Origin of the sequence: Leucobacter sp. UCD-THU (assembly GCF_000349545.1) — a bacterium.
GTDB classification, from domain to species: Bacteria; Actinomycetota; Actinomycetes; order Actinomycetales; family Microbacteriaceae; genus Leucobacter; species Leucobacter muris.
The window spans coordinates 272815-295656 of the sequence record NZ_KB714602.1 but is presented as its reverse complement, the minus strand read 5'-3'; the positions used below and the strand labels follow the sequence as shown (position 1 = coordinate 295656).

22 protein-coding genes and 1 tRNA gene are annotated in these 22842 nt (G+C 69.8%); 10 read left to right on the top strand and 13 right to left on the bottom strand.

The genetic code is table 11. The features are described 5' to 3' along the window. Nucleotides 1-224 precede the first annotated feature (224 nt). From H490_RS24620 to idi, 7 genes are read right to left on the bottom strand one after another with little or no spacing between them, the layout of a single operon-like run. Nucleotides 225-2453, bottom strand: coding sequence for an MMPL family transporter (locus H490_RS24620; RefSeq protein ID WP_017884137.1), 2229 nt, complete (start codon nucleotides 2451-2453; stop codon nucleotides 225-227). Further along, nucleotides 2450-3628 (bottom strand): prenyltransferase, encoded by a 1179-nt coding sequence (locus tag H490_RS24615; RefSeq protein ID WP_017884136.1) that lies wholly within the window; start codon nucleotides 3626-3628, stop codon nucleotides 2450-2452. The genes H490_RS24620 and H490_RS24615 overlap by 4 nt, the downstream gene beginning before the upstream one ends. Further along, nucleotides 3625-3960, bottom strand: a complete 336-nt coding sequence (locus H490_RS24610; protein ID WP_017884135.1) for a lycopene cyclase domain-containing protein — start codon at nucleotides 3958-3960, stop codon at nucleotides 3625-3627. Before H490_RS24610 ends, H490_RS24615 begins: the two co-directional genes overlap by 4 nt. Further along, nucleotides 3957-5573 carry a phytoene desaturase family protein gene (gene crtI, locus H490_RS24605; RefSeq protein WP_017884134.1) on the bottom strand — a complete coding sequence of 539 codons (1617 nt, stop codon included), beginning with the start codon at nucleotides 5571-5573 and terminating at the stop codon, nucleotides 3957-3959. Before crtI ends, H490_RS24610 begins: the two co-directional genes overlap by 4 nt. Continuing rightward, nucleotides 5570-6505 (bottom strand): phytoene/squalene synthase family protein, encoded by a 936-nt coding sequence (locus tag H490_RS24600; protein WP_017884133.1) that lies wholly within the window; start codon nucleotides 6503-6505, stop codon nucleotides 5570-5572. Before H490_RS24600 ends, crtI begins: the two co-directional genes overlap by 4 nt. Continuing rightward, nucleotides 6502-7605 carry a polyprenyl synthetase family protein gene (locus H490_RS24595; RefSeq protein WP_031290044.1) on the bottom strand — a complete coding sequence of 368 codons (1104 nt, stop codon included), beginning with the start codon at nucleotides 7603-7605 and terminating at the stop codon, nucleotides 6502-6504. Before H490_RS24595 ends, H490_RS24600 begins: the two co-directional genes overlap by 4 nt. 1 nt (nucleotide 7606) lies before the next feature. Further along, entirely contained in the window at nucleotides 7607-8158 is a 552-nt protein-coding gene (gene idi / locus H490_RS24590) for an isopentenyl-diphosphate Delta-isomerase (RefSeq protein ID WP_017884131.1), read from the bottom strand. Nucleotides 8159-8272: 114 nt separating this feature from the next. On the opposite strand from idi, the gene H490_RS24585 reads away from it, so the two are divergent. Next, nucleotides 8273-8863: a MarR family winged helix-turn-helix transcriptional regulator gene (locus tag H490_RS24585; RefSeq protein WP_017884130.1), complete on the top strand. Its 591-nt coding sequence runs from the start codon at nucleotides 8273-8275 to the stop codon at nucleotides 8861-8863. 141 nt (nucleotides 8864-9004) lie between these two features. Here H490_RS24585 and H490_RS24580 read toward each other — a convergent pair. Beyond that, nucleotides 9005-9088 (bottom strand) — tRNA-Leu (locus H490_RS24580). Nucleotides 9089-9304: 216 nt separating this feature from the next. Between H490_RS24580 and H490_RS24575 the strand changes: the two genes are divergently transcribed. From H490_RS24575 to pknB, 7 genes are all read left to right on the top strand, one after another. Then, entirely contained in the window at nucleotides 9305-10111 is an 807-nt protein-coding gene (locus H490_RS24575; RefSeq protein ID WP_017884129.1) for an FhaA domain-containing protein, read from the top strand. After that, on the top strand, nucleotides 10108-10647 hold the full coding sequence (locus H490_RS24570) for an FHA domain-containing protein (protein WP_017884128.1): 540 nt from the start codon (nucleotides 10108-10110) through the stop codon (nucleotides 10645-10647). The genes H490_RS24575 and H490_RS24570 overlap by 4 nt, the downstream gene beginning before the upstream one ends. A 2-nt stretch (nucleotides 10648-10649) precedes the next feature. Next, nucleotides 10650-12020, top strand: a complete 1371-nt coding sequence (locus H490_RS24565) for a Stp1/IreP family PP2C-type Ser/Thr phosphatase (protein ID WP_017884127.1) — start codon at nucleotides 10650-10652, stop codon at nucleotides 12018-12020. After that, nucleotides 12013-13422: an FtsW/RodA/SpoVE family cell cycle protein gene (locus H490_RS24560; protein ID WP_017884126.1), complete on the top strand. Its 1410-nt coding sequence runs from the start codon at nucleotides 12013-12015 to the stop codon at nucleotides 13420-13422. The genes H490_RS24565 and H490_RS24560 overlap by 8 nt, the downstream gene beginning before the upstream one ends. Continuing rightward, nucleotides 13419-14906 carry a penicillin-binding transpeptidase domain-containing protein gene (locus H490_RS24555; protein ID WP_017884125.1) on the top strand — a complete coding sequence of 496 codons (1488 nt, stop codon included), beginning with the start codon at nucleotides 13419-13421 and terminating at the stop codon, nucleotides 14904-14906. Before H490_RS24560 ends, H490_RS24555 begins: the two co-directional genes overlap by 4 nt. Continuing rightward, nucleotides 14903-16684 (top strand): serine/threonine-protein kinase, encoded by a 1782-nt coding sequence (locus tag H490_RS24550; RefSeq protein ID WP_081611645.1) that lies wholly within the window; start codon nucleotides 14903-14905, stop codon nucleotides 16682-16684. Before H490_RS24555 ends, H490_RS24550 begins: the two co-directional genes overlap by 4 nt. Before the next feature lie 66 nt (nucleotides 16685-16750). Next, entirely contained in the window at nucleotides 16751-18463 is a 1713-nt protein-coding gene (pknB, locus tag H490_RS24545) for a Stk1 family PASTA domain-containing Ser/Thr kinase (protein ID WP_017884123.1), read from the top strand. 104 nt (nucleotides 18464-18567) lie between these two features. Here pknB and H490_RS24540 read toward each other — a convergent pair whose 3' ends face one another. Genes H490_RS24540 through H490_RS24535 form a run of 3 tightly spaced genes read right to left on the bottom strand, consistent with a single transcriptional unit; the run spans nucleotide 18568 to nucleotide 20140 of the window. Then, nucleotides 18568-19203, bottom strand: coding sequence for an anthranilate synthase component II (locus H490_RS24540; protein WP_017884122.1), 636 nt, complete (start codon nucleotides 19201-19203; stop codon nucleotides 18568-18570). Continuing rightward, on the bottom strand, nucleotides 19200-19361 hold the full coding sequence (locus H490_RS32345; RefSeq protein WP_017884121.1) for a hypothetical protein: 162 nt from the start codon (nucleotides 19359-19361) through the stop codon (nucleotides 19200-19202). Before H490_RS32345 ends, H490_RS24540 begins: the two co-directional genes overlap by 4 nt. Next, a complete protein-coding gene (locus tag H490_RS24535; protein ID WP_017884120.1) occupies nucleotides 19361-20140 on the bottom strand; it encodes a class E sortase in 780 nt (259 codons plus the stop codon). The genes H490_RS32345 and H490_RS24535 overlap by 1 nt, the downstream gene beginning before the upstream one ends. Before the next feature lie 61 nt (nucleotides 20141-20201). On the opposite strand from H490_RS24535, the gene H490_RS24530 reads away from it, so the two are divergent. After that, on the top strand, nucleotides 20202-20477 hold the full coding sequence (locus H490_RS24530; RefSeq protein ID WP_017884119.1) for a cell division protein CrgA: 276 nt from the start codon (nucleotides 20202-20204) through the stop codon (nucleotides 20475-20477). 158 nt (nucleotides 20478-20635) lie between these two features. Here the strand turns inward: H490_RS24530 and H490_RS24525 are convergent, their stop codons facing one another. Together H490_RS24525 and H490_RS24520 are read right to left on the bottom strand one after the other, a co-directional pair. Next, nucleotides 20636-21577 carry a rhomboid family intramembrane serine protease gene (locus H490_RS24525; protein ID WP_228407132.1) on the bottom strand — a complete coding sequence of 314 codons (942 nt, stop codon included), beginning with the start codon at nucleotides 21575-21577 and terminating at the stop codon, nucleotides 20636-20638. Nucleotides 21578-21582: 5 nt separating this feature from the next. Then, nucleotides 21583-22092: a peptidylprolyl isomerase gene (locus tag H490_RS24520; protein ID WP_017884117.1), complete on the bottom strand. Its 510-nt coding sequence runs from the start codon at nucleotides 22090-22092 to the stop codon at nucleotides 21583-21585. 184 nt (nucleotides 22093-22276) lie between these two features. Here H490_RS24520 and H490_RS24515 point away from each other — a divergent pair, with 184 nt between their 5' ends. Beyond that, entirely contained in the window at nucleotides 22277-22768 is a 492-nt protein-coding gene (locus tag H490_RS24515; protein ID WP_017884116.1) for a hypothetical protein, read from the top strand. Nucleotides 22769-22842: the final 74 nt, after the last annotated feature.

The following is a 22842-nucleotide window of genomic DNA, read 5'->3' as shown; positions in this document are numbered from 1 at the left end:
CCTTTGATAACGGACGACTGGGGAATGTAAACGTGTACATGCGACAGTACGCACTCATTCGGCAGGAGTCAAGGCTCGTCCGGCCTCAAATGTAAAGGTTTACAATTTTGTGACGTCCGGTTCATCGTCCCCGCCCGGGCGGCACCTCTTCCGGGCGCCCAGAAAGGCGGGCCGCGAACCCGGCCGTGCGACCGCCCGAGCCGCCGGCACGCCCCGAGGCGAGCTCAGCCGCGCGCCCTCACGGGCGCAGCACCCCCGCTCGACCGGCTCAGCTTCGACGGCCACCAGACCGCCGGGCCGATGTCGTACATGAGAGCCGGCACGAGCAGCGCCCGCACGACGAAGGTGTCGAGCAGCACACCGAAGGCGACGATGAACGAGATCTGCGCGAGGAAGAGGATCGGGATCACCGCCAGAGCGGCGAACGTCGCCGCGAGCACCAGTCCAGCCGACGTGATGACCCCTCCGGTGACCGAGAGGCCGCGGATGATCCCCTCCCTCGTGCCGTGCCGCAGCGACTCCTCTCGGATCCTCGTCGCGAGGAAGATGTTGTAGTCGATCCCGAGCGCCACGAGGAACACGAAGCCGTAGAGCGGCACCGCGGGATCCGCTCCGGGGAACTCGAAGATCCCGTCGAACACGAGCGCAGACACCCCGAGCGCCGTGCCGAACGACACCACCGTGGTGAGCACCAGCAGCACCGGGGCCACGATCGACCGAAGCAGCAGCATGAGGATGACGAGGATCACCGCGAGCACGATCGGGATGATGAGGGCGCGATCGTGGATCGAGGCGTCGTTCGTGTCGATCGCCGTCGCCGTCACCCCGCCTACGAGCGCCTCCGGCCCGTCGGCCGCGAACGCCGCCCGCAGATCTCGCACCGTCTGCTCCGCGGCCGCCGAATCGGCCGCGTCGGAGAGGGTGCCCTGCAGCAGCACCTCGCCGCTCGCCACGGTCGGCTCGGGCGCAGGCGTACCCGGCGGGCCGAAGGCGGTGATCCCCTCGGCCGTGACGGGCGCCGTGCCCGAGGGCGAGTCGGCGCTGAGCACCGCCACGCCGTCGACGCCCGCGCTGTCGAGCAGCACATCGGCCGCCGCCTGCAGCTGGTCCTCGGCCACCAGCACCGACACCGGGCTCCCCGATCCCCCCGGGAAGTGCTCGCCCAGCGCCGCCTGCCCATCGCGCGCCTCCGACGCTCCGAGCACGAGATCCGACTGCGGCACCCCCTGCGCCTGCAGCTGCGTCACACCCGCCGCGCCGATCAGCAGCACCACCGCCGTGACGATCCAGATCGCGCGCGGGCTCCTGCGGATGCAGCGCCCCGCGCGCGGCCACAGGCCCTTCGACGGCACGCCGCCCTCGGCCGCCACCACCTCGGGCTCGTACTTCGGCCGCCTCGGCCAGAACCCCGCGCGGCCGAAGGCGAAGAGGATCGACGGCAGCAGCGTCAGCGCCGAGAGCATCGCGAAGACGATGCCGATCGACGCCACCGGCCCGAGCGAGCTGTTCGACTTCAGGTCGCTGAAGAGCAGGCAGAGCAGGCCGGCGATGACGGTGCCGCCCGACGCGAGGATCGGCTCGAACGAGCCGCGGATCGCTCGCATCGTCGCCGTCCACTTGTCCTGCTGCACGCGCAGCTCCTCGCGATAGCGCGAGACGTAGAGCAGCGAGTAGTCGGTGGCCGCGCCGATCACGAGGATGAAGAGGATGCCCTGCGTCTGGCCGCTGAGCAGCAGCACCCCGGCCTTCGCGAGCCACCACACGACGAGCAGCGCGACGGTCAGCGCGAACAGGCTCGTCGCGAGCACCGCGATGGGCAGCAGGAACGAGCGGTACACGACGATGAGGATGATGAACACCGCGATGAGCGCCACCAGCAGCAGGATGCCGTCGATGCCGGAGAAGGCCTCGACGAGATCGGCGGTGAAGCCCGCCGGGCCCGTCACGAACGACTCGACGCCTGCGGGGGCCGCCGCCCGCAGCCGATCCGACATCTCCGAGACGACATCGCCCACCTCGGACGAGCCGTCGACGGGCACGAAGACCTCGAGCGCGAGGCCGTCGTCGGACGGGATCATCGGCGAAGCGTCAGGCAGCACACCGTCGATGCTCGTCAGATCGTCGACCGCCGTCTGCAACCGCTCGACCTGCGCGTCGGTGAGAGGTTCGGAGCCCGCGAAGACCACGACCGCCGGGATGGCGTTCTGCTCGCTGAAGTCGCCCAGCCGCTCCTGCACGCGAGTGGCGTCGGCCGATTCGGGCAGGTACGAGGTCTGGTCGTTCGAGGAGACCTCGCTCACCTTGCCGAAGTATGGACCTCCCACGCCGGCGCCGGCGAACCACACGAGGATGAGCAGCGCGGGCAGCAGCACCCGCAGCCAGCGCGGCACGCGGCGACGCGGAGGCGTCTCCGATGCGGGGGACGCGCCGTGGCGGGGGTGGATCTCGGTCATGATGAAATGCTCCAGAAGAGGATGAGGATCAGGGTAACGAGGAAGCCGGAGAAGTAGTTGAGCCAGATGAACCGGCGCCACGCCCGGTTCGTGCGGGCGGATCCGGCATCCGAGACGCGCACGTATGGTGCGCAGTTGACGAGATACGGGACCGCCACGACGGCGGCCAACGGGCCGGGCCACGGCGCGAAGAGCATCAGCACGCCGGCGAGGAGCCAGAGGGCGAGCGCGAGCCGCACCGTGCGCCCCGCACCGAAGGCCGTCGCGATCGAACCGATCCCCGCCTCGCGATCCGGCACGATGTCCTGCACCGCGCCGAACGCGTGCGCCGCGATCCCCCAGATGAAGAACGCGGCGAGGGTGATCAGCAGACCGGCGTCGACGCGTGCGCCCGCGAGCGCGAGCGCGACGATCGCCGGCGTCACGAAGTGGGCGCTCGACGTGAGGGAATCGAGCCCCGGGCGCTCTTTGAAGCGCAGACCGGGAGCGGAGTAGGCGACGAGGGCGAAGGTGCTCACCGCGATCGCGAGCGCCGAGAGCGGGGTGCCGGCCGCCAGCAGCACGATCAGGAACGGCAGATTGGTCGCCAGCGCGAGCCAGAGCATGGGGCGGTGGAACGCTGGTGGCAGCAGGGCGCCCTCGATGCCGCCCTTGCGGGGGTTCTGGACGTCGGAGGCGTAGTCGAAGACGTCGTTGATGCCGTACATCGCGAGGTTGTAGGGCACCAGGTAGTAGAGCGTTCCCACGATGAGCAGCCAGTCGATCTCGCGCGTCGTCAGCAGCATGGCCGCTGCGAACGGGAACGCGGTGTTCACCCAGCTCACCGGCCGCGAAGCCACCCACGCGTGCCGCAGGAGCGCCCCCGCCGGCACCGACCGCTTCCGCGTCAGCAGCGCCCAGAGCGCGGGCAGCGCGACGACCGCGGCGAGCGGGTAGGCGAAATCCTCGACGGGCGCGAGCCCCACGCGCACCCCCGACACGAGGCTCTCCTCGTAGGTGAAGAGCCCCGAGGCGATCATGAGCGTGTCGAAGACCGCGGTGAGCACGAGCAGCGCAGCGCCTGCCACCGCCACGGCGGGCAGCACCGGCCGGGACGCCCCGGCGGCGCGCGCGAGGAGCACACCGCCGAGCACCGCCACCACGAGGAAACCGGCCGAGAGCAGGGCATAGCTCATGACGCCCGCCTCTCGGCGCGACGCTCGATGAGCCGGGCACTCCCCGTGTACAGCACCATGGTGCAGAGCACGAGGAAGACGAGGAAGACCGGCTCCTCGAGCGGCAGCTCGGGAGCGAGCACGATGCCCGAGGCGATCTCCGCCCCGCCTCTGAGGAAGATCCCGGCCGCAATGCCGGCGGCGTCCCAGAGCAGCAGGAAGACCGTGCCCGCGGCCGTCACCATCGCCGCCGCTGCGGCGTCCCTCCAGAAGAACAGACGGAACCGACGGTCGATGAGCAGCATGCAGGCGATTCCGGCCAGCAGGCAGGCGAGATAGGCGAACGAGATCATCGAACCGCCCCGGGCCGCGCCGGAGCAGTCACCGGAGCAGTCGACGGCCGCGGCGCGGTCGGGCCGGCGGAGTGATCGCCCCGGATCCTCTTGAGCACCAGCTCGGCGCTGATGAGGCACATCGGCACGCCCACGCCCGGAGCGGTGGTCGCGCCCGCGTAGAACAGGCCGCTCACCCGCTTCGACGCGTTCTGGGCCCGCCACATCGCGCTCTGACGCAGCACGTGCGCCGGGCCGAGCATGCCGCCCCGCCACGACTGGTACTGCTCGGCGAAGTCGGCCGGCCCGATCGTGCGCCGCACGACGATCCGCTCCCGAAGGTCGGGGATCCCGGCCCACTCCTCGATCTGCCGGATCGCGGCATCCGCAGCCCGCTCCACCCGCGGGTCGCCGCCGCCGTCGGCTCCCCCGGCGCCGATCCCCTCGTCGGCGGGCACCGGGATCAGCACGAACAGGTTCTCGTGCCCCTCGGGCGCCACGCCGCCATCGGTCGCGCTCGGGCGGCAGACGTAGATGGACGCGGGATCGGGCACGCTCGGTCGGTCGCCGAAGATCGCCCGGAAGTTCGCCCCCCAGTCGCGCGTGAAGAAGAGCGAGTGGTGCTCGAGCTGCGGCAGCGCCCCCTCGACGCCGAGCAGCACGATGACGGCGCCCGGGCCGCTCTCGAGCCGCTCCCACCAGGCCTCCGGGTAACTGCGCAGCTCGGGCGGCAGCAGTGCCGTCTCGGTGTGGTGCAGGTCGGCGCCCGAGACGACGAGATTGGCGTGCTCGACGTGCTGCTCCCCGCGCGCGTCGCTCCACCGCACCCCGCTCACCGTGGCACCCTCGCGCTCCCGGCGCGTCAGGATGCCGGTGACGCGCGCGCCGGTCACGATCTCGACACCCGTGTCACGCGCCAGCGCCTCCAACCGCTCGATGAGATGCCAGAATCCGCCCATGGGGTACTGCACCCCCTCGTCGAGATCGAGCGCGCTCATCAGGTGGTACATCGCCGGTGCGCGGTCCGGATCGGTGCCGAGGAACACCGCCGGATAGCCGAGCACCTGACGCAGCAGCGGATCCGAGAATCGTCGCCCGGCGAAGCGCGCGAGCGAGGTGCCGAGCAGCCCGAGCAGCCGCGGCGCCGCTCGCAGCACCTCCGGCGCGGCGAGCGATCGCCACCGGGTGAACGGGTTGTAGAGGAAGTAGCGCTCGGCCATCTCCGAGGCGCGACGTGCTGAGGCGAGGTACCGGCGCAGGCGCCGGCCGCTCCCCGGCTCCCGCCGTTCGAACGCCGCCTCCACGCGCTCGCGCCCGTGGGGCACGGTCATCTCGGGCGCGCGGCCCTCGGACGCGGGTTCGCCGAAGACCCGGTAGCCCGGGTCGAGCGTGCGCAGATCCAGCTGCTCGTCAGCGCTGGTGCCGAGGAGTTCGAAGAAGTGCTCGAAGACCCGGGGCATGAGATACCAGGACGGGCCGGTGTCGAACCGGAACCCCTCGACCTCCGCGCTGCCGGCGCGCCCGCCGAGCTGCTCGTTCTGCTCGAGCAGGCGCACCCGGTGGCCCTCGCGGGCCAGCAGTGCCGCGGTCGCCAGACCGGCGATCCCGCCTCCGATGACGATGGTGCGCGTCATGCGAGACCCTCCTTCCGCGCCGAGACGATCGACTGCAGCGCGAGCCACGCCTTCACCGGGTTCGAGACCCGCACACGGCGACTGCGCAGGCTCACCGCCGGTGTGCGCGCGATCCGCTCGGTGAGCCTCCTGAACAGCCGGAGCGCGCAGCCCACCGCACCGCGCGCGTCGGAGGGCAGCAGCGGCACGGTCTGCTCGGCGTCGGCCAGCTGCGCGCGGATCGTCTCGATCCAGCGCCGCTGCAGCTCCGGGGTCATCTCGGCCTCCCCGCCCAGATAGTCGCGCTTCAGACGGTCGGCGTCGTCGCCGAGATCACGCAGGAAGTTGACGTTCTGGAAAGCGGCTCCGAGCTGCCTCGCCCCGTGCTCGAGCACCTGCGCCGTCTCGGCGCTGCACGCCTCATCGCGCATGAAGACCCGCAGGCACATGAGACCGACGACCTCGGCGGAGCCGTACACGTAGGCGGCGTGGTCGGAGACGTCGAACGCGCGCACGGCGGCCGCGCGCGGAGGGGCTTCCGCCGTTCCGACCGGCGGGGCCTCGGGGAGGTCCATGCGCATCGAGGCGAAGAACGGGCGCGTGAGACCGACGTCGATGCCGGCATCGCGCGCGGTGACGGCGAAGGCGTGCACGATGGGGTTGCTGCTGTAGCCGCTCCGCATGGCCTGTTCCGTCTCATCCTCGAGGGCGGCCAGTCTGCGGCGCTGCTCCACGGCGGCCACTCCTGCGTGCTCGGCGACGCCGTCCACGAGTTCATCGGCGATCCTGACCAGCGCGTAGATGTTGCGGATGTGCGTGCGGTGGCGCGCTCCGAGCAGCCGGGTCGCGAGGCCGAAGGAGGTCGAGTATGCGGCGATGACGCGCTGGGCCGCCGCTTCCGAGGCTGCGGTGTACCGTTCGAGGGGGCCGAGATCGTCGGCGCGTCGCATCATGCCCGCCGCCCCTCGAGGGTGTCGACGACCCTCAGGAGAAATCTCGAGAGCCCACCGGGAATGACCGTCGCCTCCCGAGAGGCGATCTCGACCGCAGCTCGGATACGATCGTCGACCATGGAGCCGATGAAGCCCTCCGCGCCGCACTGCACGAGCGCCGCGCGAATGGCGCGGCCGTGCTCCTCGGTGAAGTCGCGCGCCCCGAGCAGCGGTTCGAGGGTCGGCCAGGCGTCCGTCATGCGGGCGTAGGCGATGATCGCCGTCTCCTTGCCCTCGCGGAAATCGGAGAACGCATCCTTGCCGTGCTCCCGGCTGTCGCCGAAAGCGCACAGCAGATCGTCCTGCAGCTGGAACGCGACGCCCAGGTGCCGCGCCACCTCTCCGAGGGCCTGCTCCACCCGGGATCCCGATCCGGCGAGGACCGCAGCGGCGCGCAGCGGCAACTCGAAGGTGTAGGTGGCCGTCTTCAACCGGCTCATGTCGAGCACCGTGTCGAGGTCGGCCGGGATGACGCCGTCGCTCAATCCCACGTCGTACTGCTCCCCCGCGACCGACTCGGTGATGGTGCGGTCGAGCAGATCCAGCAGCCGCACGCGCACGGCCTCCGGCAGGGCCTCCCTCGCGAAGACCTGATGCGCCGCCGAGAGCATCAGGTCTCCCAGCAGGATCCCGCTGCTGCGTGCCCAGTGGAGCGCTCGATCCGACGCATCGTCCGCTTCGACGCCCGACGCGGCTCGCGACGCATCGATCACGCGCCCGATCACGTTGGGGGCGCCGCGGCGCAGCAGATCCTCGTCGATCACGTCGTCGTGCAGCAGGAAGGAGAAGTGCAGCAGCTCGACGGCGGCCGCGATGCGGAGCGCCGCGGGCCGACGGGCCGCATCGCCGCCTGGCTCGCGCGCGAGGGCGTCGAACGCCCCCATGAGCAGCCGCGGCCTCAGCAGCTTGCCGCCGAGCAGGCACTCGGATCCGAGCCGCCAGAGCCGGTCGAAGTGCGGTCCGTACGCGGCTCCGCTCGCGCTCCGCGCGTCGAGGAGGTCTCGCAGGTGCAGCTCGATCTCCCGCACGACGCCGTCGGTCTCACTGCGCCTCTCCAGCATCTCAAGCACCGTGCGGCCCTCCCGGGAACGCACCGATCTCGAAGAGGCGCGGCAGCTGCTCCCTGAGCCAGGGGCTGAAGACGAAGGGGGTGTTCGAGACGGCGACGAGCAGGGCCTCTGGTTCGGCCCACTCCCACTCCATGACCTCTTCGGCCCGGGGCGCGACCGGGCCGCTCGCGACAGCGGTGAAGACCGGGCAGAACTCGTTCTCGACGGTGCCTCCGGCGTCGACGGCTCGATAGGAGAAGTCGGGCAGCCGCTCCTGCACCGACTCGATGCCGACGTCGAGCTCCTGGCGGCCTCGGCGCCGCACCGCCGAACCCAGCGCCTCCTCCGGGCCGGGATGGCCGCAGAAGCTGTTGGTCCACACCCCGGGCCAGGTGCGCTTCGCGAGCGCGCGACGCGTCACGAGGATGCGGCCCTCACGATCCAGCAGATAGCACGAGAACGCGAGGTGCAGCGGGGTGTTCGCGGTGTGCACGTCACACTTGGGAGCGGTGCCCACGGGCGCACCGACGTCGTCCAGCAGCACGACGAGTTCGGTCTGATCCATGCAATCCCCCAATCGAGCACCTAAACTATCTCAAACCATATTATTGCTAAATAAGGATATTAAACGCAAGGATAATTTATTCGTAGAAGCGCGAAAGAATCGTAGGATTGCCCCATGGAGAATCGTGACTCCGCCGAGACGGCAGACCGCATCTCGGAGAACCTGTATCGCGTCGGCATGAAGGCCGGCAGCAGCGACCTCGTCGACGTCTCCGACGTGCCCGAGGCGGCGATGAAGGAGATCGCGCAACTCATGAACGCCCTCGCCCGGCTGCGCGAGGCCGAGACGCTGCTCTCGGAGGCCTCCCGCAAGTACATGAAGCTGAGCGAGCAGGACATGCGCGCACTGCACTATCTGATCGTCGCGAAACGCCAGGGCGAGATCGTCACCCCCGGAATGATCGCCGCGCACCTGCGCATCTCGGCGGCGTCCACGACCAAGCTACTGAACCGGCTCGAACGCGACAACCACATCACCCGCCGCCTCCACCCGCGCGATCGGCGCGCGTTCGTGATCGAAGTCACACCGGAGACCGAGGCCTCTGCGAAGCAGACGGTGGGGCGGCAGCAGGCTCGACGCTTCTATGCCGCCGCACGGCTGACGAGCGAGGAGCGGGCTGCCGTGACGCGCTTCCTCACCGACATGACCGAAGAGATCTCACTCACACGCGCCGACTGGGCGGGCACCACGGTCTCGGAGGGGTGAAGCGGGAGGCGCGCTGTAGCCGGCGGCGTGGACGTCCTCCTCACCGAGGACGCCTACCAGCACTGTGGACGCGGTCGCACTGCAACGACGAACACCCGGCGACCGGAGCCCCGAAAGGATCCCGCTGCCGGGTGTTTCTCGTGCGCGAGGGGGGACTTGAACCCCCACGCCCTTGCGGGCACTGGCACCTGAAGCCAGCGCGTCTGCCAATTCCGCCACTCGCGCGAGACGTCTCCGGGCCTTTCGGCTCGGACAACTCTGCAAGCTTAGCAGCACCACGAGCCTCGCACCAAAGCGGGCGCGAGCGGCCGCAGCCGCCTCCCGCGCTCTCCGCGGCAGCGGCGCTTCTCGGCACCGCCCCATGACTGCGGGATACACTAATGCGGAAGTCGCAGCCGATCGGCGTGCGATCCGACCGAGCGGAAAGGGCGAGCGCAGCACGTGGGCATTCTGGACAGCGTCGAGCGCGGGCTCGAGCGCGCCGTCAACGGCGCGTTCGCACGCACGTTCCGCTCGGGCGTGCAGCCCGTCGAGATCGCGGCGGCCCTGAAGCGCGAGCTCGACATCGGCGCCGTGATCGTCGACCGCGATCGCGTGCTCGCCCCCAACCGCTTCGTGGTGCGCGTCTCGCAGAAGGACGCGGATCGCCTGCGCGGCCTCGGCGACACCCTCGAGCAGGAGCTGCGCGCCGTCGTCGTGAAGCACGCGAAGCAGCAGAGCTACCAGCTGCTCGGCGATCCCGACGTCGAGATCCGCTCCGACGGCTCGCTCACCACGGGGGTGCTCGAGATCGACGCCTCCCGGGTCGAGGGCTCGGTCGACTGGGTCGCCGTCGTCGACGTCGACGGCGCCCGCCACGAACTGCCGCGCGGCACCACGACCGTCGGCCGCGGCAGCGACTGCGGCATCCGCATCGGCGACACCGCGGCCTCGCGCAAGCACCTCGAGATCATCTGGGACGGCGCCGCCGGCCTCGCGCGAGACCTCGGCTCGACCAACGGCTCCAAGATCAACGGCCAGCGCTTCCGCGAGGCGGCGCTCTCCCCCGGCATCGTGATCACGATCGGCCAGACGGCGCTGCGATTCCAGCTCGTACCCGGCCGCGCGAGCCGGCCCGCGCGGCCGGCACCCGCACCACCCCCCTCGGCGAGCGCGAAGCCCACGGCGACGCCCCCGAGCGCCGCGGCGCCGCCGCCCTCCGCGGGCGGCACCCCCGGCATCGACGAAGATTTCTGGAGGGGTCTATGAGCGAACTCACCCTGCTCATCCTGCGCATCGGCTTCCTGCTGCTGCTGTGGTTCTTCATCTTCGCCATCGTCTACGCGCTGCGCAGCGACCTCTTCGGCGCGCCCGTGCGGCGCCTCCGCACCGACGGCAACGGCAACCCGGTGCCCCAGCCCTCGCTGCAGGTCACGGCCCCGGCCGCCGCCTCGCCCGTGGCGGCAGCGCCCGCCTCGCCCGCCAACCCCTTCCCCTCGGCCGGAGGCTCCGGCCCGGCCCGGCACCTCGTCATCACCTCCGGCGTCGCGAACGGCACCTCCATCCCCCTCGACGACGACATCCTCACGATCGGTCGCAGCGGCGACTCCACCCTCGTCATTGTCGACGAGTACACCTCCACCTACCACGCCCGTCTCGCCCGCAACGGCGAGGAGTGGATCCTCACCGATCTCGACTCCACGAACGGCACCCGTCTCGACGGCACCCGCGTCACGAAGCCCGTCCCCGTGCCCCTGTTCACGCCGGTCACCATCGGCACCACGACCTTCGAGCTGAGGCCCTGAGCGTGACGGTCGGCTACGAAAGCGCCATCGGCTCGCATGTCGGCATGGTGCGCTCCAACAACCAGGATTCCGGGTTCGCGGGCGACTACCTCTTCCTCGTCGCCGACGGCATGGGGGGCCACGCCGGAGGCGACGTCGCCTCGGCCATCGCGGCCAAGACGATGGCCGACTTCGACGTCGCGCCGACCGGCAGCCCCGAGGCCACGACCAACACGCTGCGCTCGGCGATCCTCGACACCAACGCCAAACTGCGCAGCACCGTCAAGGATCGCCCCGAGCTGGCGGGCATGGGCACCACCTTCACCGGCTTCATCACCGTGGGCGACCGGCTCGCACTCGCCCACATCGGCGACTCGCGCCTCTACCTGCTGCGAGACAACGAGCTGCGGCAGATCACGAAGGATCACACCTTCGTGCAGCGCCTCGTCGACAGTGGCAAGATCACCGAGGACGAGGCGAAGATCCACCCCCGCCGCTCGGTGCTGATGCGCGTGCTCGGCGATGTCGAGGCCTCGCCCCAGGTCGACACCGAGGTGCTCGACACCCGCCCCGGCGACGTCTGGCTGCTCTGCTCCGACGGCCTCTGCGGCTACGTCGAGGATTCCGACATCGAGAAGATCCTGCGCCGCCGCACCTCGCTGCAGGGCGCCGTCGACTCGCTCATCGACAAGAGTCTCGCGCACGGCGCACCCGACAACGTGACGGTCGTGCTCGTCGAGACCGTGCCCGAGGCAGCGGCTCCCGAGACGCACGGGGCCGAGGAGGGCGCGCCGAGCGTCGAGCCCTCTTCGGCGTCCTCCACCGACACGGTCGAGCTCACCGACGTGGTCGGGCAGGTCACCACGGGCGGGCAGCCCCTGCCGGCCCCCTCGAACCGGCGCTTCGCGGGATCCGCGGCGACCTCGGCCGGCTCCCGCGACGGCTCCGTCACGACCGCCCGCACCCGGCTCATGGGGCGCCGCCGTCCCGTGCGCCGCCCCCCGCAGATCGAGGAGAGCCACTTCGAGCCCCGCGTCGACGAGTACCTCGCCGAGCTCATGGCAGAGACGAAGCGTCGCAACAAGCGCCGCCGCCTGCTGTGGGCGCTCGGCGCGGTGGCGGTGCTGGTCGCGATCGGCGGCGCGCTGCTGTTCGGCTACCAGTGGACGCAGAGCCGCTACTTCGTCGGCACCGACGGCGAGACCGTCATCATCTACCGGGGCGTGCAACAGGAGATCGGCTCGTTCTCGCTCTACTCGACGGCCGAGGACACCGAGATCCCCCTCGCCGATCTCGACGGCCTCGAGCAGCGCCAGGTCAAGCGCACCCTCGGCGCCGGCTCGCTCGAGGAGGCGCGCGACATCGTGCTGAGGCTGGGGGTGCACGATGAGTGACGCCCGCGGCGCGGCCAAGGAACCGCGCACCTTCGAGAAGACCCGCACCAGCGAGACGGTGCTGCAGCGCATCACCGCGCTGCGCGCCCCTCGCAAGCTGCTCGGCCTCGAGCTCTCGCTGGTGCTGTTCGCGATGGCGGTCGGGATCGCCGCGATCGTGATCGTCGACCTCACCGTGCTCGGGCGGGTCACCACGACCCTGCTGCCCACCGGGGCGCTCTTCCTCATCGCGCTGTTCGCGCTGCACATCACGATCCGCCGCATCGCCCCCGACGCCGACCCGCTCATCATGCCGATCGCTACGCTCCTCAACCTCGTCGGCGTCGCGATGATCTATCGCATCGACCTGGCGCGCTCCGTCTCGGGCTGGGAGTCGACGTCGGTGCGCCAGCTCGTCTGGTCGACCGTGGCCGTGGTCGCCGCGATCGCGGTGCTCGCCGTGATCCGCAACCACCTGGTGCTCTTCCGCTACACCTACCTCACCGGGCTCGGCGCGGTGATCCTGCTGCTGCTGCCCATGCTGCCGGGCATCGGGCAGGAGATCAACGGCGCTCGGGTGTGGATCCACATCGGCTCGTTCTCGTTCCAGCCGGGCGAGATCGCGAAGATCCTGCTCGCGGTCTTCTTCGCGGGCTACCTGGTGCGCAACCGCGACTCGCTCGCGATGGTGGGCAAGAAGTTCCTCGGCATCCGCTTCCCGCGGGGCCGGGATCTCGGCCCGCTGCTCGTGTTCTGGCTCGCCGCGATGTCCGTGCTCGTGTTCCAGCGCGACCTCGGCACCTCGCTGCTCTACTTCGGCCTGTTCCTGTCGATGCTGTACCTCGCGACGGGCCGCGTCGGCTGGATCATCCTGGGCGTCGGCCTGTTCCTCGTCGGCGGCCTCGTCGCCAGCCAGGCCCTCGAGTACGTGAACCGCCGATTCGCGAACTGGCTCGACCCGTTCGCCGACCCCTACGGGGCGAGCCACCAGATGGTGCAGGGCCTGTTCGGCATGGCGAACGGCGGCATGACCGGCACGGGCCTCGGGCAGGGCTACCCGAACGACACCCCCCTCGCGCAGAGCGACTACATCATCCCGAGCCTGGGCGAAGAGCTCGGCCTCATCGGCCTGTTCGTCATCCTCGCCGCCTACCTGCTGCTCGTGGGACGCGGGCTGCGGATCGGCTTCGCCGGCCAGGACGACTTCGGCAAGCTGCTCGCGTCGGGCCTCGCCTTCACGATCGCCCTGCAGGTGTTCATCGTGGTCGGCGGCGTGACCCGCGTGATCCCGCTGACCGGCCTGACGGCGCCGTTCCTCGCGGCCGGCGGCTCCTCCCTCGTGTCGAACTGGATCATCATCGCACTGCTGATCCTGCTCTCGAACTCCGTGCGCAACCGACCGAAGCTGGTGATCCGCTCGTGAACAAGCAGCTCAAGTTCATCACCCGCACCGTGTTCGCCATGTTCCTGGTGCTGTTCTTCGCCGTCACGATGATCCAGTTCGTGCAGGCCGACGAGCTGCGCGCGAACGAGCTCAACGGGCGCACCATCAAGAACGGCTACAAGGTCGAGCGCGGCTCGATCCTGGTCGGCGGCGAGCCCGTCGCGTACTCGACGCCCACGGGCGACTCGTACCGGTTCGTGCGCCAGTACTCGAACGGCCCCCTCTACGCCCCCATCACGGGCTACTTCTCGCATCTGCAGGGCGCCTCCGGCCTCGAGGCCGCGATGAACCAGGATCTGTCGGGCATCGGCAACGCGCAGTTCTTCACCCGCATCATGAACACCCTCAACGGCGTGGAGCCGCAGGGCAGCTCGGTCGAGACCACGATCGACCCGGCGGTGCAGGAGGCGGCGGCCGCCGCGATGAACGAGAGCGGCTTCGAGGGCGCGGTCGTGGCGATCGAGCCGAAGACGGGCCGCATCCTCGCACTCGTCTCGACGCCCGGCTACGATCCGAACCTGCTCTCGACGAACAACGACGCCGAGATCATCGCGAACTACCGGCAGCTCGAGGACGAGCCGTCCCAGCCGCTGCAGAACCGTGCGATCGCGGGCGACCTCTACCACCCGGGCTCCGTCTACAAGCTGCTCGTCGCCGCGGCCGCCATCGAGGCCGGCGCCGCGACCCCAGCCACGGAGTTCGACAACCCGGCGCAGCTCACGCTGCCGCAGTCGACCGCGGTGATGCAGAACGCCTCCCGCACCACCTGCGGCTCGGGCGCGAAGGCCACGCTCGAGCAGGCGATCGTGCTCTCCTGCAACATCCCGATCGCCGAGCTCGCGATGAGCATGGACCGCGACGAGGTGCCGAACATGGCCAACGCCTTCGGCTTCGGACAGGACGTCTCGATCCCGCTCTCGGTCACCCCCAGCCAGGCGCCGATCCCCGCCGACCAGGCCGGCACGGCGCTCTCGTCGATCGGTCAGCTCGACGTGCGCGCCACGCCGCTGCAGATCGCGATGGTCTCGGCCGGCATCGCGAACGACGGCACCGTCATGACCCCCTACCTCGTCGACGAGATCATCACCCCGGATCTGCGCGTCGAGAAGGAGTTCACGCCGACCGAGTTCTCGAAGCCCGTCTCGAGCGATACGGCGCATGCGGTTGCTGAGATGATGGAGCACGGCGTCTCGAACCCCGAGGGCCTCGCGAAGAACGCGGGCATCGAGGGCGTGCGGGTCGCGGGCAAGACCGGTACGGCCGAGAACGGGCAGGATGAGGCGGGCAACGACCTGCCCTTCACGCTGTGGTTCACGGGCTTCGCGCCGGTCGACGACCCGCAGGTGGCGGTGGCGGTGGTCGTCGCCGACGGCGGCGGCGAGGCGTATGGTTTTGCGGGTGGATCGTACGATCTGCCCACGGCAGTCGGAAAACGAGTAATGGAAGCGGTGTTGAGCGAATGAGACCAGCGGCAGGTATCACATTCGGCGGACGCTACGAGCTGAGCTCGAGGATCGCCGTCGGTGGTATGGGCGAGGTGTGGAAGGCGACGGACAGCATCATCGGTCGCACCGTCGCCATCAAGATCCTCAAGGACGAGTACATGGGCGACCCCGGGTTCCTCGAGCGCTTCCGCGCCGAGGCCCGCCACGCCGCGCTCGTGAACCACGAGGGCATCGCCAACGTCTTCGATTACGGCGAGGAGCAGGGCTCCGCCTACATCGTGATGGAGCTCGTGCCGGGTGAGCCGCTCTCGGCGATCATCGAGCGCGAGGGCCGGCTGCCCGCCAACCGCGTGCTCGGGATCGTGGCGCAGACCGCCACCTCACTGCAGGCCGCCCACGATGCCGGCCTCGTGCACCGCGACATCAAGCCCGGCAACCTGCTGATCACGCCCGAGGGCCGCGTGAAGATCACCGACTTCGGCATCGCGCGGATCGCCGATCAGGTGCCGCTCACCGCGACCGGTCAGGTGATGGGCACGGTGCAGTACCTCGCGCCCGAGCAGGCGAGCGGTCACACCGCCACCCCGGCGACCGACATCTACTCGCTGGGCGTCGTGGCCTACGAGTGCCTCGCAGGCAAGCGCCCCTTCACGGGCGAGTCGCAGGTCGCGATCGCGATGGCGCAGATCAACGACACCCCGCCGGATCTGCCGGCCGACGTGCCGGAGCCCGTGCGCAACCTCGTGATGGCGTGCCTCGCGAAGGACGCGGCCGGCCGGCCGCAGACCGCGGCGAAGCTCGCGCAGGCCGCGACGGCCCTGCACCGCGGCGACGTGCGCCTCGCCGCGAGCTACGTGCCGCAGGTGCTGGGCGAGGCCGAGCCCGCCACCACGGCGCTGCCGCAGCAGACGCAGACGATGGACGCCGCGACGACCGCGCTGCCGCAGACGACCGCGCTCGCCGGCCCGGGCGCCGCCGCCGACCTCACGGCCGACCCCGTCGAGGAGGGCGCCGACGAGCAGCCTCGCAAGAAGAAGCGCAGCCCGTGGACGTGGCCGCTCATCACGCTGCTCGCGCTGCTGCTCATCATCGGCGTCGGCACCGCCGTCGCGCTGATGAACCAGAACAGCGGGGAGAAGCCGGCCACCACCACGAGCACCCCGAAGACCACCACGAAGAAGCCGACCACCACGAAGGCGCCCACCACAGGCGTCGTCGACGACAGCGAGCTCATCGGCATGAACATCGAGGAGGCCGTGGGGTACCTCAACGGCCTCGGCTTCTCGAACGTCAGCCCGCAGGAGGGCAACGCAGCTCCCGACGATCAGGTCGGCCTCGTCACCGCGGTCAACCCGACGGGCCCCAAGGTGCCCTTCGACCAGCCGATCACCCTCACCTACAACGTGGCGTTCGGTCAGGCCGGGCAGCCGGCGGCGCCGACCAGCGATCGCAGCGAGGTCAACTCGGGACAGGCCTTCACGGTGCAGCTCGCGACCGCGCAGAGCTTCTGCCCCACCAACTTCACGGTGCAGAACTACTCGGTGAGCGTCACCGGGTCGGGATCGCTCGCGGGCGTGTCCGGCGCCGTCGCGAACCTGCAGGCCGAGACGCTGAGCCCGGGCGCCGAGAACGGCTCGATCAGCATCACCTACTCGGCGACCTGCCAGAACAGCGTGGGCGTCGTGCGCGAGGCCCCCGCATCGCCGCCGCTCGTCGTGACCGTCAAGGCGCCGCCCGCCGAGGGCGGCGGCGGATCCGGCGGATCCGGCGGGTCCGGCGGATCCGACGGGCAGTAGAACCGCTGAGACGACCCGCGCTGCGAGGTCTTACTCAGCACGTGTCCCTATACACTTGGAACATCTATGAGCACGGAAGAGGTGGACATGCCGGAGACGCCAAGTGGCGGCGAACAGCGCATCCTCGCCGGGCGCTACGCCATCGGGGAGTTCGTCGGCCAGGGTGGCATGGCCACGGTCTACCGCGGCACGGACACGAAGCTCGGGCGGCAGGTCGCCATCAAGGTGATGAAGGCGGATCTGGCCGGCGATGAGGAGTTCCGCTCCCGCTTCCGCCAGGAGGCACAGTCGGCGTCCCGCATGGCGCACCCCACCGTGGTGCGCGTCTTCGACGCCGGCGACGATCTGATTCAGACCGCCGACGGGCCGAAGCGCCTGCCCTTCATCGTCATGGAGTACGTCGAGGGCAGAAACCTGCGCCAGCTGGTCTCCGAGGGTGCGCTCTCGCAGACGGAGGCGTGCCGAGTCGTCGACTCGGTGCTGACCGCCCTCGAGTACTCGCACCGGGCCGGCATCGTGCACCGCGACATCAAACCGGCGAACATCATGATCACCAAGACCGGCCAGGTCAAGGTGATGGACTTCGGCATCGCGCGCGCGGTCTCCGAGACCTCGTCGACGCTGCAGCAGACCACCGCCATCCTCGGAACCGCGGCGTACTTTTCGCCCGAGCAGGCCAAGGGCGAATCGATCGATGCGCGCACCGACCTCTACTCGACGGCGGTGCTGCTCTACGAGCTGCTGACGGGCGACGTCCCCTTCCGCGGCGACACCGCGGTAGCCGTGGCCTACCAGCACGTGAGCGAGCGCCCGCAGGCGCCCAGCGATCGCAAGCCCGAGGTCACGCCCGAGCTCGACCGGGTGGTGCTCTACGGCCTCGCGAAGGATCGCGCCAAGCGATTCCAGTCGGCATCCGAGTTCCGCGACGCGCTGCGACTCGCCGCGAACGGCCAGATGCCGAAGCTCGTGCTGCAGCAGCCCGAGACGGTGCTGTTCACCGGCGGCAACGAGGTGACGGAGTCGGATCTCGCGCTTCGGCAGCTCGCCGAGGGCGGCGGCGGCGCGCGCACCCAGAGCCGGCCCCCGGTCATGTGGACCTGGGCGGCGATCCTCACCATCGGCGCCATCATCATCGCGGTCGTCTTCTGGCTGGTGACGCTCGCCCCGCAGACATTCCTGCCCGACACCTCCCGCGAGGTGCCGCAGCTCGTCGATCTCGAGCGCGAGGCGGCCATCACACTGCTGAGCGAGCACGACCTCACGGCGATCCCGATCGAGCAGACGAGCGACGACATCGCCGCCGGGCACATCATCTCGACCGACCCCGAGGCGGGCACCATGCTCAGCCGCGGCGACAAGGTCACCCTCTACGTCTCCACCGGGCCCGTGACGGCCGAGGTGCCCGACATCGATCGCATGAACGCCGAGGACTACAAGCAGACGCTGGCCGACCTGGGCCTCACCGTCGGCCTCGTCACGAGCGTCGACGATCCGCTCTCACCGGCCAACCGCGTGCTCGAGGTCATCCCGGCTCCCGGCACCGAGCTGCAGTCGGGTTCGAGCGTCGAGCTCAGGATCTCGAGCGGCAAGGTGCAGATCCCCGAGGTGATCGGTCAGCCGCTCGACATCGCGCGGTCGATGATCGACGGCCTCGGCCTCGATGTCACCTACACGCCCGACACCTGCCCGTCCCAGGGCAACTACCCGGTGAACGGGCAGACGCTCATGGGCGAGCAGCAGCAGGGCTCCTCGGTCGAGATCAAGTACTGCGCGGCGTAGCACGCGCCCTGCGCCGCACACGGTCGAGGCCCGGATCCCTTGGGATCCGGGCCTCGACTCGTTCGCGCGGCTCGCCCGCGAGGGGTTCGGGGCGGCCGCCGGGCTCAGGCCTTGAGCAGCGGAGAGAGGCTCTGAGCGATGACGGCGGCGTTCGGCAGGCCGACGACGGCCAGCCAGTTGCCGAGCTGCTGGTAGCCGCCCTCGGTGAGCACCGACTCGGGGTGGTACTGCACGCCGTAGATCGGCAGCTCGCGGTGGCGCAGCGCCATCACGATGCCACTGGCGGTCTCGGCGGTGACGACGAGGCTGTCGGGCACGGTGGCGCGCACCACGGCGAGCGAGTGGTAGCGGGTGGCGTTGAACTCGGGGGCGACGCCCTCGAAGAACGAGTCGCCCGAGTGGCGCACGCGCGAGATCTTGCCGTGCATCAGCTCGTCGGCGTGGGTGACGGTCGCTCCGAGCGCCTCGGCGATGGCCTGGTGGCCCAGGCAGACGCCCAGCACGGGAACTCCGGTGCGCAGTGCGATGCTCACCATCGGGATCGAGACGCCGGCGTCGGTCGGCGTGCCGGGACCCGGAGAGATGAGCACCCCGTCGTACTGCGCGGCGAGCTGCTCGAGTTCGCCCGCGCTCACCTCGTCGTTGCGGATCACCCGCGTCGTGGCGCCCAACTGCTGCAGGTACCCGTTGAGCGTGTAGACGAAGCTGTCGTAGTTGTCGATGATCAGGATGTTCGTCATGTTCCGACCGTCACCTCTTCCGGTTCGAGGAATTCGATTGCCACCCACGGGTAGACGTAGGCGATGAGCACGTAGACGAGTGCGGCGGCCGCGAGCAGCAGCACGATCACCCGCAGCCAGGCGGGGCCCGGGAAGAAACGCCAGAGCAGGGAGAACATCAGCTTTCCTGATCTCCTCTCAGGGCCTGGTGGCCCTCCATGGTGGGGTTCAGCTCGAGCAGTTCGGCGGGCGGCCCATCCGCGCGCGGCTGGAACGATTCGAACACCGAGTAGGCGATGGCGCGCTCGTCGCTGCCCGCCCACTTGGGGTGGCAGGTGGTGAGGGTGAGGATCTGGTCGGTGCCCGGCTCTCCCTCGAGCCGCGGGAAGGGGTTGAGCACGTCGCCCGCGTCGGGCAGCACGTACTCGATGTTGCGGAAGCGGTAGGTGTACCAGCCGTCGGCGGTCTCGAGGAAGAGGGGGTCGCCCACGCGCAGGTTCATGACCTCGCGGAACGAGTTGATGAGGGGGCCGGATCGGTGCCCGGCCAGAGCGACGTTGCCGGGCTCGCCCGGCATCTGCGTGTCTTCGTAGTGGCCGATGCCCTTGTCGTCGAGGTTGAGCACGGTCCACCAGTCGGTCGTCTCGGCCACCCGGTTCGCGTAGGCGGTGCCGAAGGCCGGCACGCGCAGCACGCCGAACACCTCTGCGGACGCCGGCCGCGCGGTGACGGGCACGACGCCGTCGTAGGGCTGCGCCGTGTGCTCGGCGTCCCATCGGGCGGAGTCGCTCTCGGAGAGCTCCGCCTGCTTCGCGGTGACGCCCACCCCGGTGTGCCAGGGCTGCCAGATGATGTAGCCCAGCACGCCGAGGCCGCCGAGCAGCAGCAGTTCGCCGATCACGGTCAGCGGGCTCAGTCTGGCCCGTCGGCGTCGGCCGCGCCTGTCGCGGGTCTCCATCACGCCCCTCATTCTACGGCGATTGCCTGTGCCCGGCCGGAATCCCGGTAGAATCGAGAGCATGGCAGCAGCTGGGAAGAACGTAAGCAAGCGCAAGTCGGCGGAGCTCGCCCAGGATCGGGCGGAGACGGCTCCGTCTCGCAAGGACGCGCCGAACCCGGTGTGGTTCAAGCCGGTCATGTTCGGCTTCATGCTGCTGGGACTGATCTGGATCGTGCTCTACTACATCACGAGCACCACGCTGCAGCTGCCCGTGCCAGCTCTCGGCCAGGCCAACATCTTCGTGGGCTTCGGCCTCGTGCTCGTGGGCTTCCTCATGACTCCCTGGTGGAAGTAGCGCTCCAGCTGCTCGCTCGCGCCGACATGGGCGCGAAGTTGTCATCAATGACACCGGTGTAATTCCTCCCCAACTGGGGATATACCTGTGGATAACTCACTGAGGCCCCGGCGATCCGCCGGGGCCTCAGCCGTTTCGCGCGAGTCGCGGGTGCCGGCTCAGGGCAGTACCGCGAAGTAGGCGAAGCACATCGCGACCAGCACCGCACCGAGCACCACCAGTGAGACGATGCGCTGCGTGCGCTTGCGCGGCCCCCGATTCGAGACGAGCAGCCACATGGTGAGCGCTCCCACGATCATGCCGCCGAGGTGCGCCTGCCACGAGATGTTCGCCCCGGGCAGCAGGCCGATGCCGAAGTTGATGGCGATCAGCGCGATCAGCGATGCGACGTTCGCGCCGGCCGATCTGAATGCGACCACCGTCGCACCCAGCACCCCGAAGATCGCCCCCGACGCCCCCACTGTGGGCACGATCAGCGTGCTCGGATCCGCGTACACCCACAGCATCACGGCCAGCGAGCCGCCCAGCCCCGCGAAGAGGTAGAGCACGAGGAACTGCACCCGCCCCATCAACTGCTCGAGGTTGCGGCCGAAGAGCCACAGCGCGTACATGTTGAAGAGGATGTGCAGCAGGAACCCCGTCGAGTGCGTGAACGTCGCCGTGAGCATGCGCCACGGCTCGAAGCCGACGTCGCTGAACAGCTGGCTCGACACCGACTCGGGCACCGAGTAGATCGGCATGTACCAGAGCGCGCGCGTCACCTCGTCCGAGAAGAAGTAGCGTCCCAGCAACTGCAGCACGAACACCACCAGGTTGACCGCCACGATGGCGTAGGTGACGGGGGTGTCGAGCGCTGCGACCCGGCGGCCGGTGACCCGGGCGGATCGCGCCGCCCGCTTCGCCGCCCCCGGCTGAGTCTGCTTCACGCACTCGGGGCACAGCACCCCGACGGCCGACACGACCTGGCATTCGGAGCAGATCGTGCGGCCGCAGCGCTGGCACAGCGTGAAGCTGTGCGTGCTCGGGTGGCGGTAGCAGACGTCGTCGGGGCCGTACTCGACGCGTTCGCCGAACGCCGGCCCCGATCCGTTCGCCACCACGGAGCTCAGGCCTCGGCGATGTCGACGCCGGTGATCACGACGTCGTCGACCGGGCGGTCCATCCCGCCGGTCGGCACCGCCTCGATGGCGTCGACGACGGCCTTCGAGGCGTCGTCGGCGACCTCGCCGAAGATCGTGTGGTTGCCGTTCAGCCAGCTGGGGGCCGTGGTGGTGATGAAGAACTGCGAGCCGTTGGTGCCCGCGAGACGGCCGGTCATGTCGGGGCGCTTGCCCGCGTTCGCCATGGCGAGCTGGTACTTCTTGTCGAAGACGAGCTCGGGGTGGATCTCGTCGTCGAAGGTGTAGCCCGGGCCGCCGGTGCCGGTGCCGGTGGGGTCGCCGCCCTGGATCATGAAGTCCTTGATGATGCGGTGGAAGATGACGCCGTCGTAGAAGCCCTTGTTCGCGAGGTCGACGAAGTTCTTCACCGTCTTCGGAGCGTGGTCGCCGAAGAGGTTGATGACGATGTCGCCGTGGTTGGTGTGAATGGTGGCTACGGAGGTGTGAATGCTCATGCAGACCAGTCTAGGCGCGGCCGCTGACAAGCGGAGCGGCGGCACGGGCGGCACAGCCTACCGTCAACTGGGAATCCCTTGCAACCGTGCTGCCCGGGGCCGCGCGACGGTCGTCGTTCGGTGTAGCGTTGAGGTACGAGCGATGTCGCTCTGAGCATTGCCTCGCCGAGCTAGGAGGACAGGTATGAAACTCTCACGCAAGCGCCGCCGCGAACTCCGCCGTCTGCGCAAGGACGCCCAGCAGCTGCTCGACCAGCAGCGCGTCGTACTGGGGCACGCCGGTGAGGTGCTGCACTCGGCCGGCCATCAGGCCCGCCGTCTGAGCGACGAGCACCTGCAGCCCCGCATCGACCGCGCCGTCGACACCGCGCGCCCGGCCATCGAGCGCGGCGTCACCCGGGCCCGCCGCTCGGCCGACAACGTACGACGCTTCACCGCCCCGTTCGTCGCGGCGGCCCTCACGCGCACGATCAACACCCTCGACGAGATCGAGAACCACGACGCCGCGAAGCAGGTGCGCGGCTTCGGCGAGCGCACCGGCTACCTCAAGCCCAAGCGCCGCGTCGGCGGCGTCATCGCCCTGGGCCTCGGGCTCGCGGCGGCCGCGGGTGTCGGCTATGCGCTGTGGCAGGCGTTCCGCACCGACGAGGATCTCTGGGTCGCACCCGAGAACTGATCGGCCGCGCCGAACCGCAGGGGCGGTGCTGGATCCACGTGATCCGGCACCGCTTTTTCGTTTCTTCAGCCGTC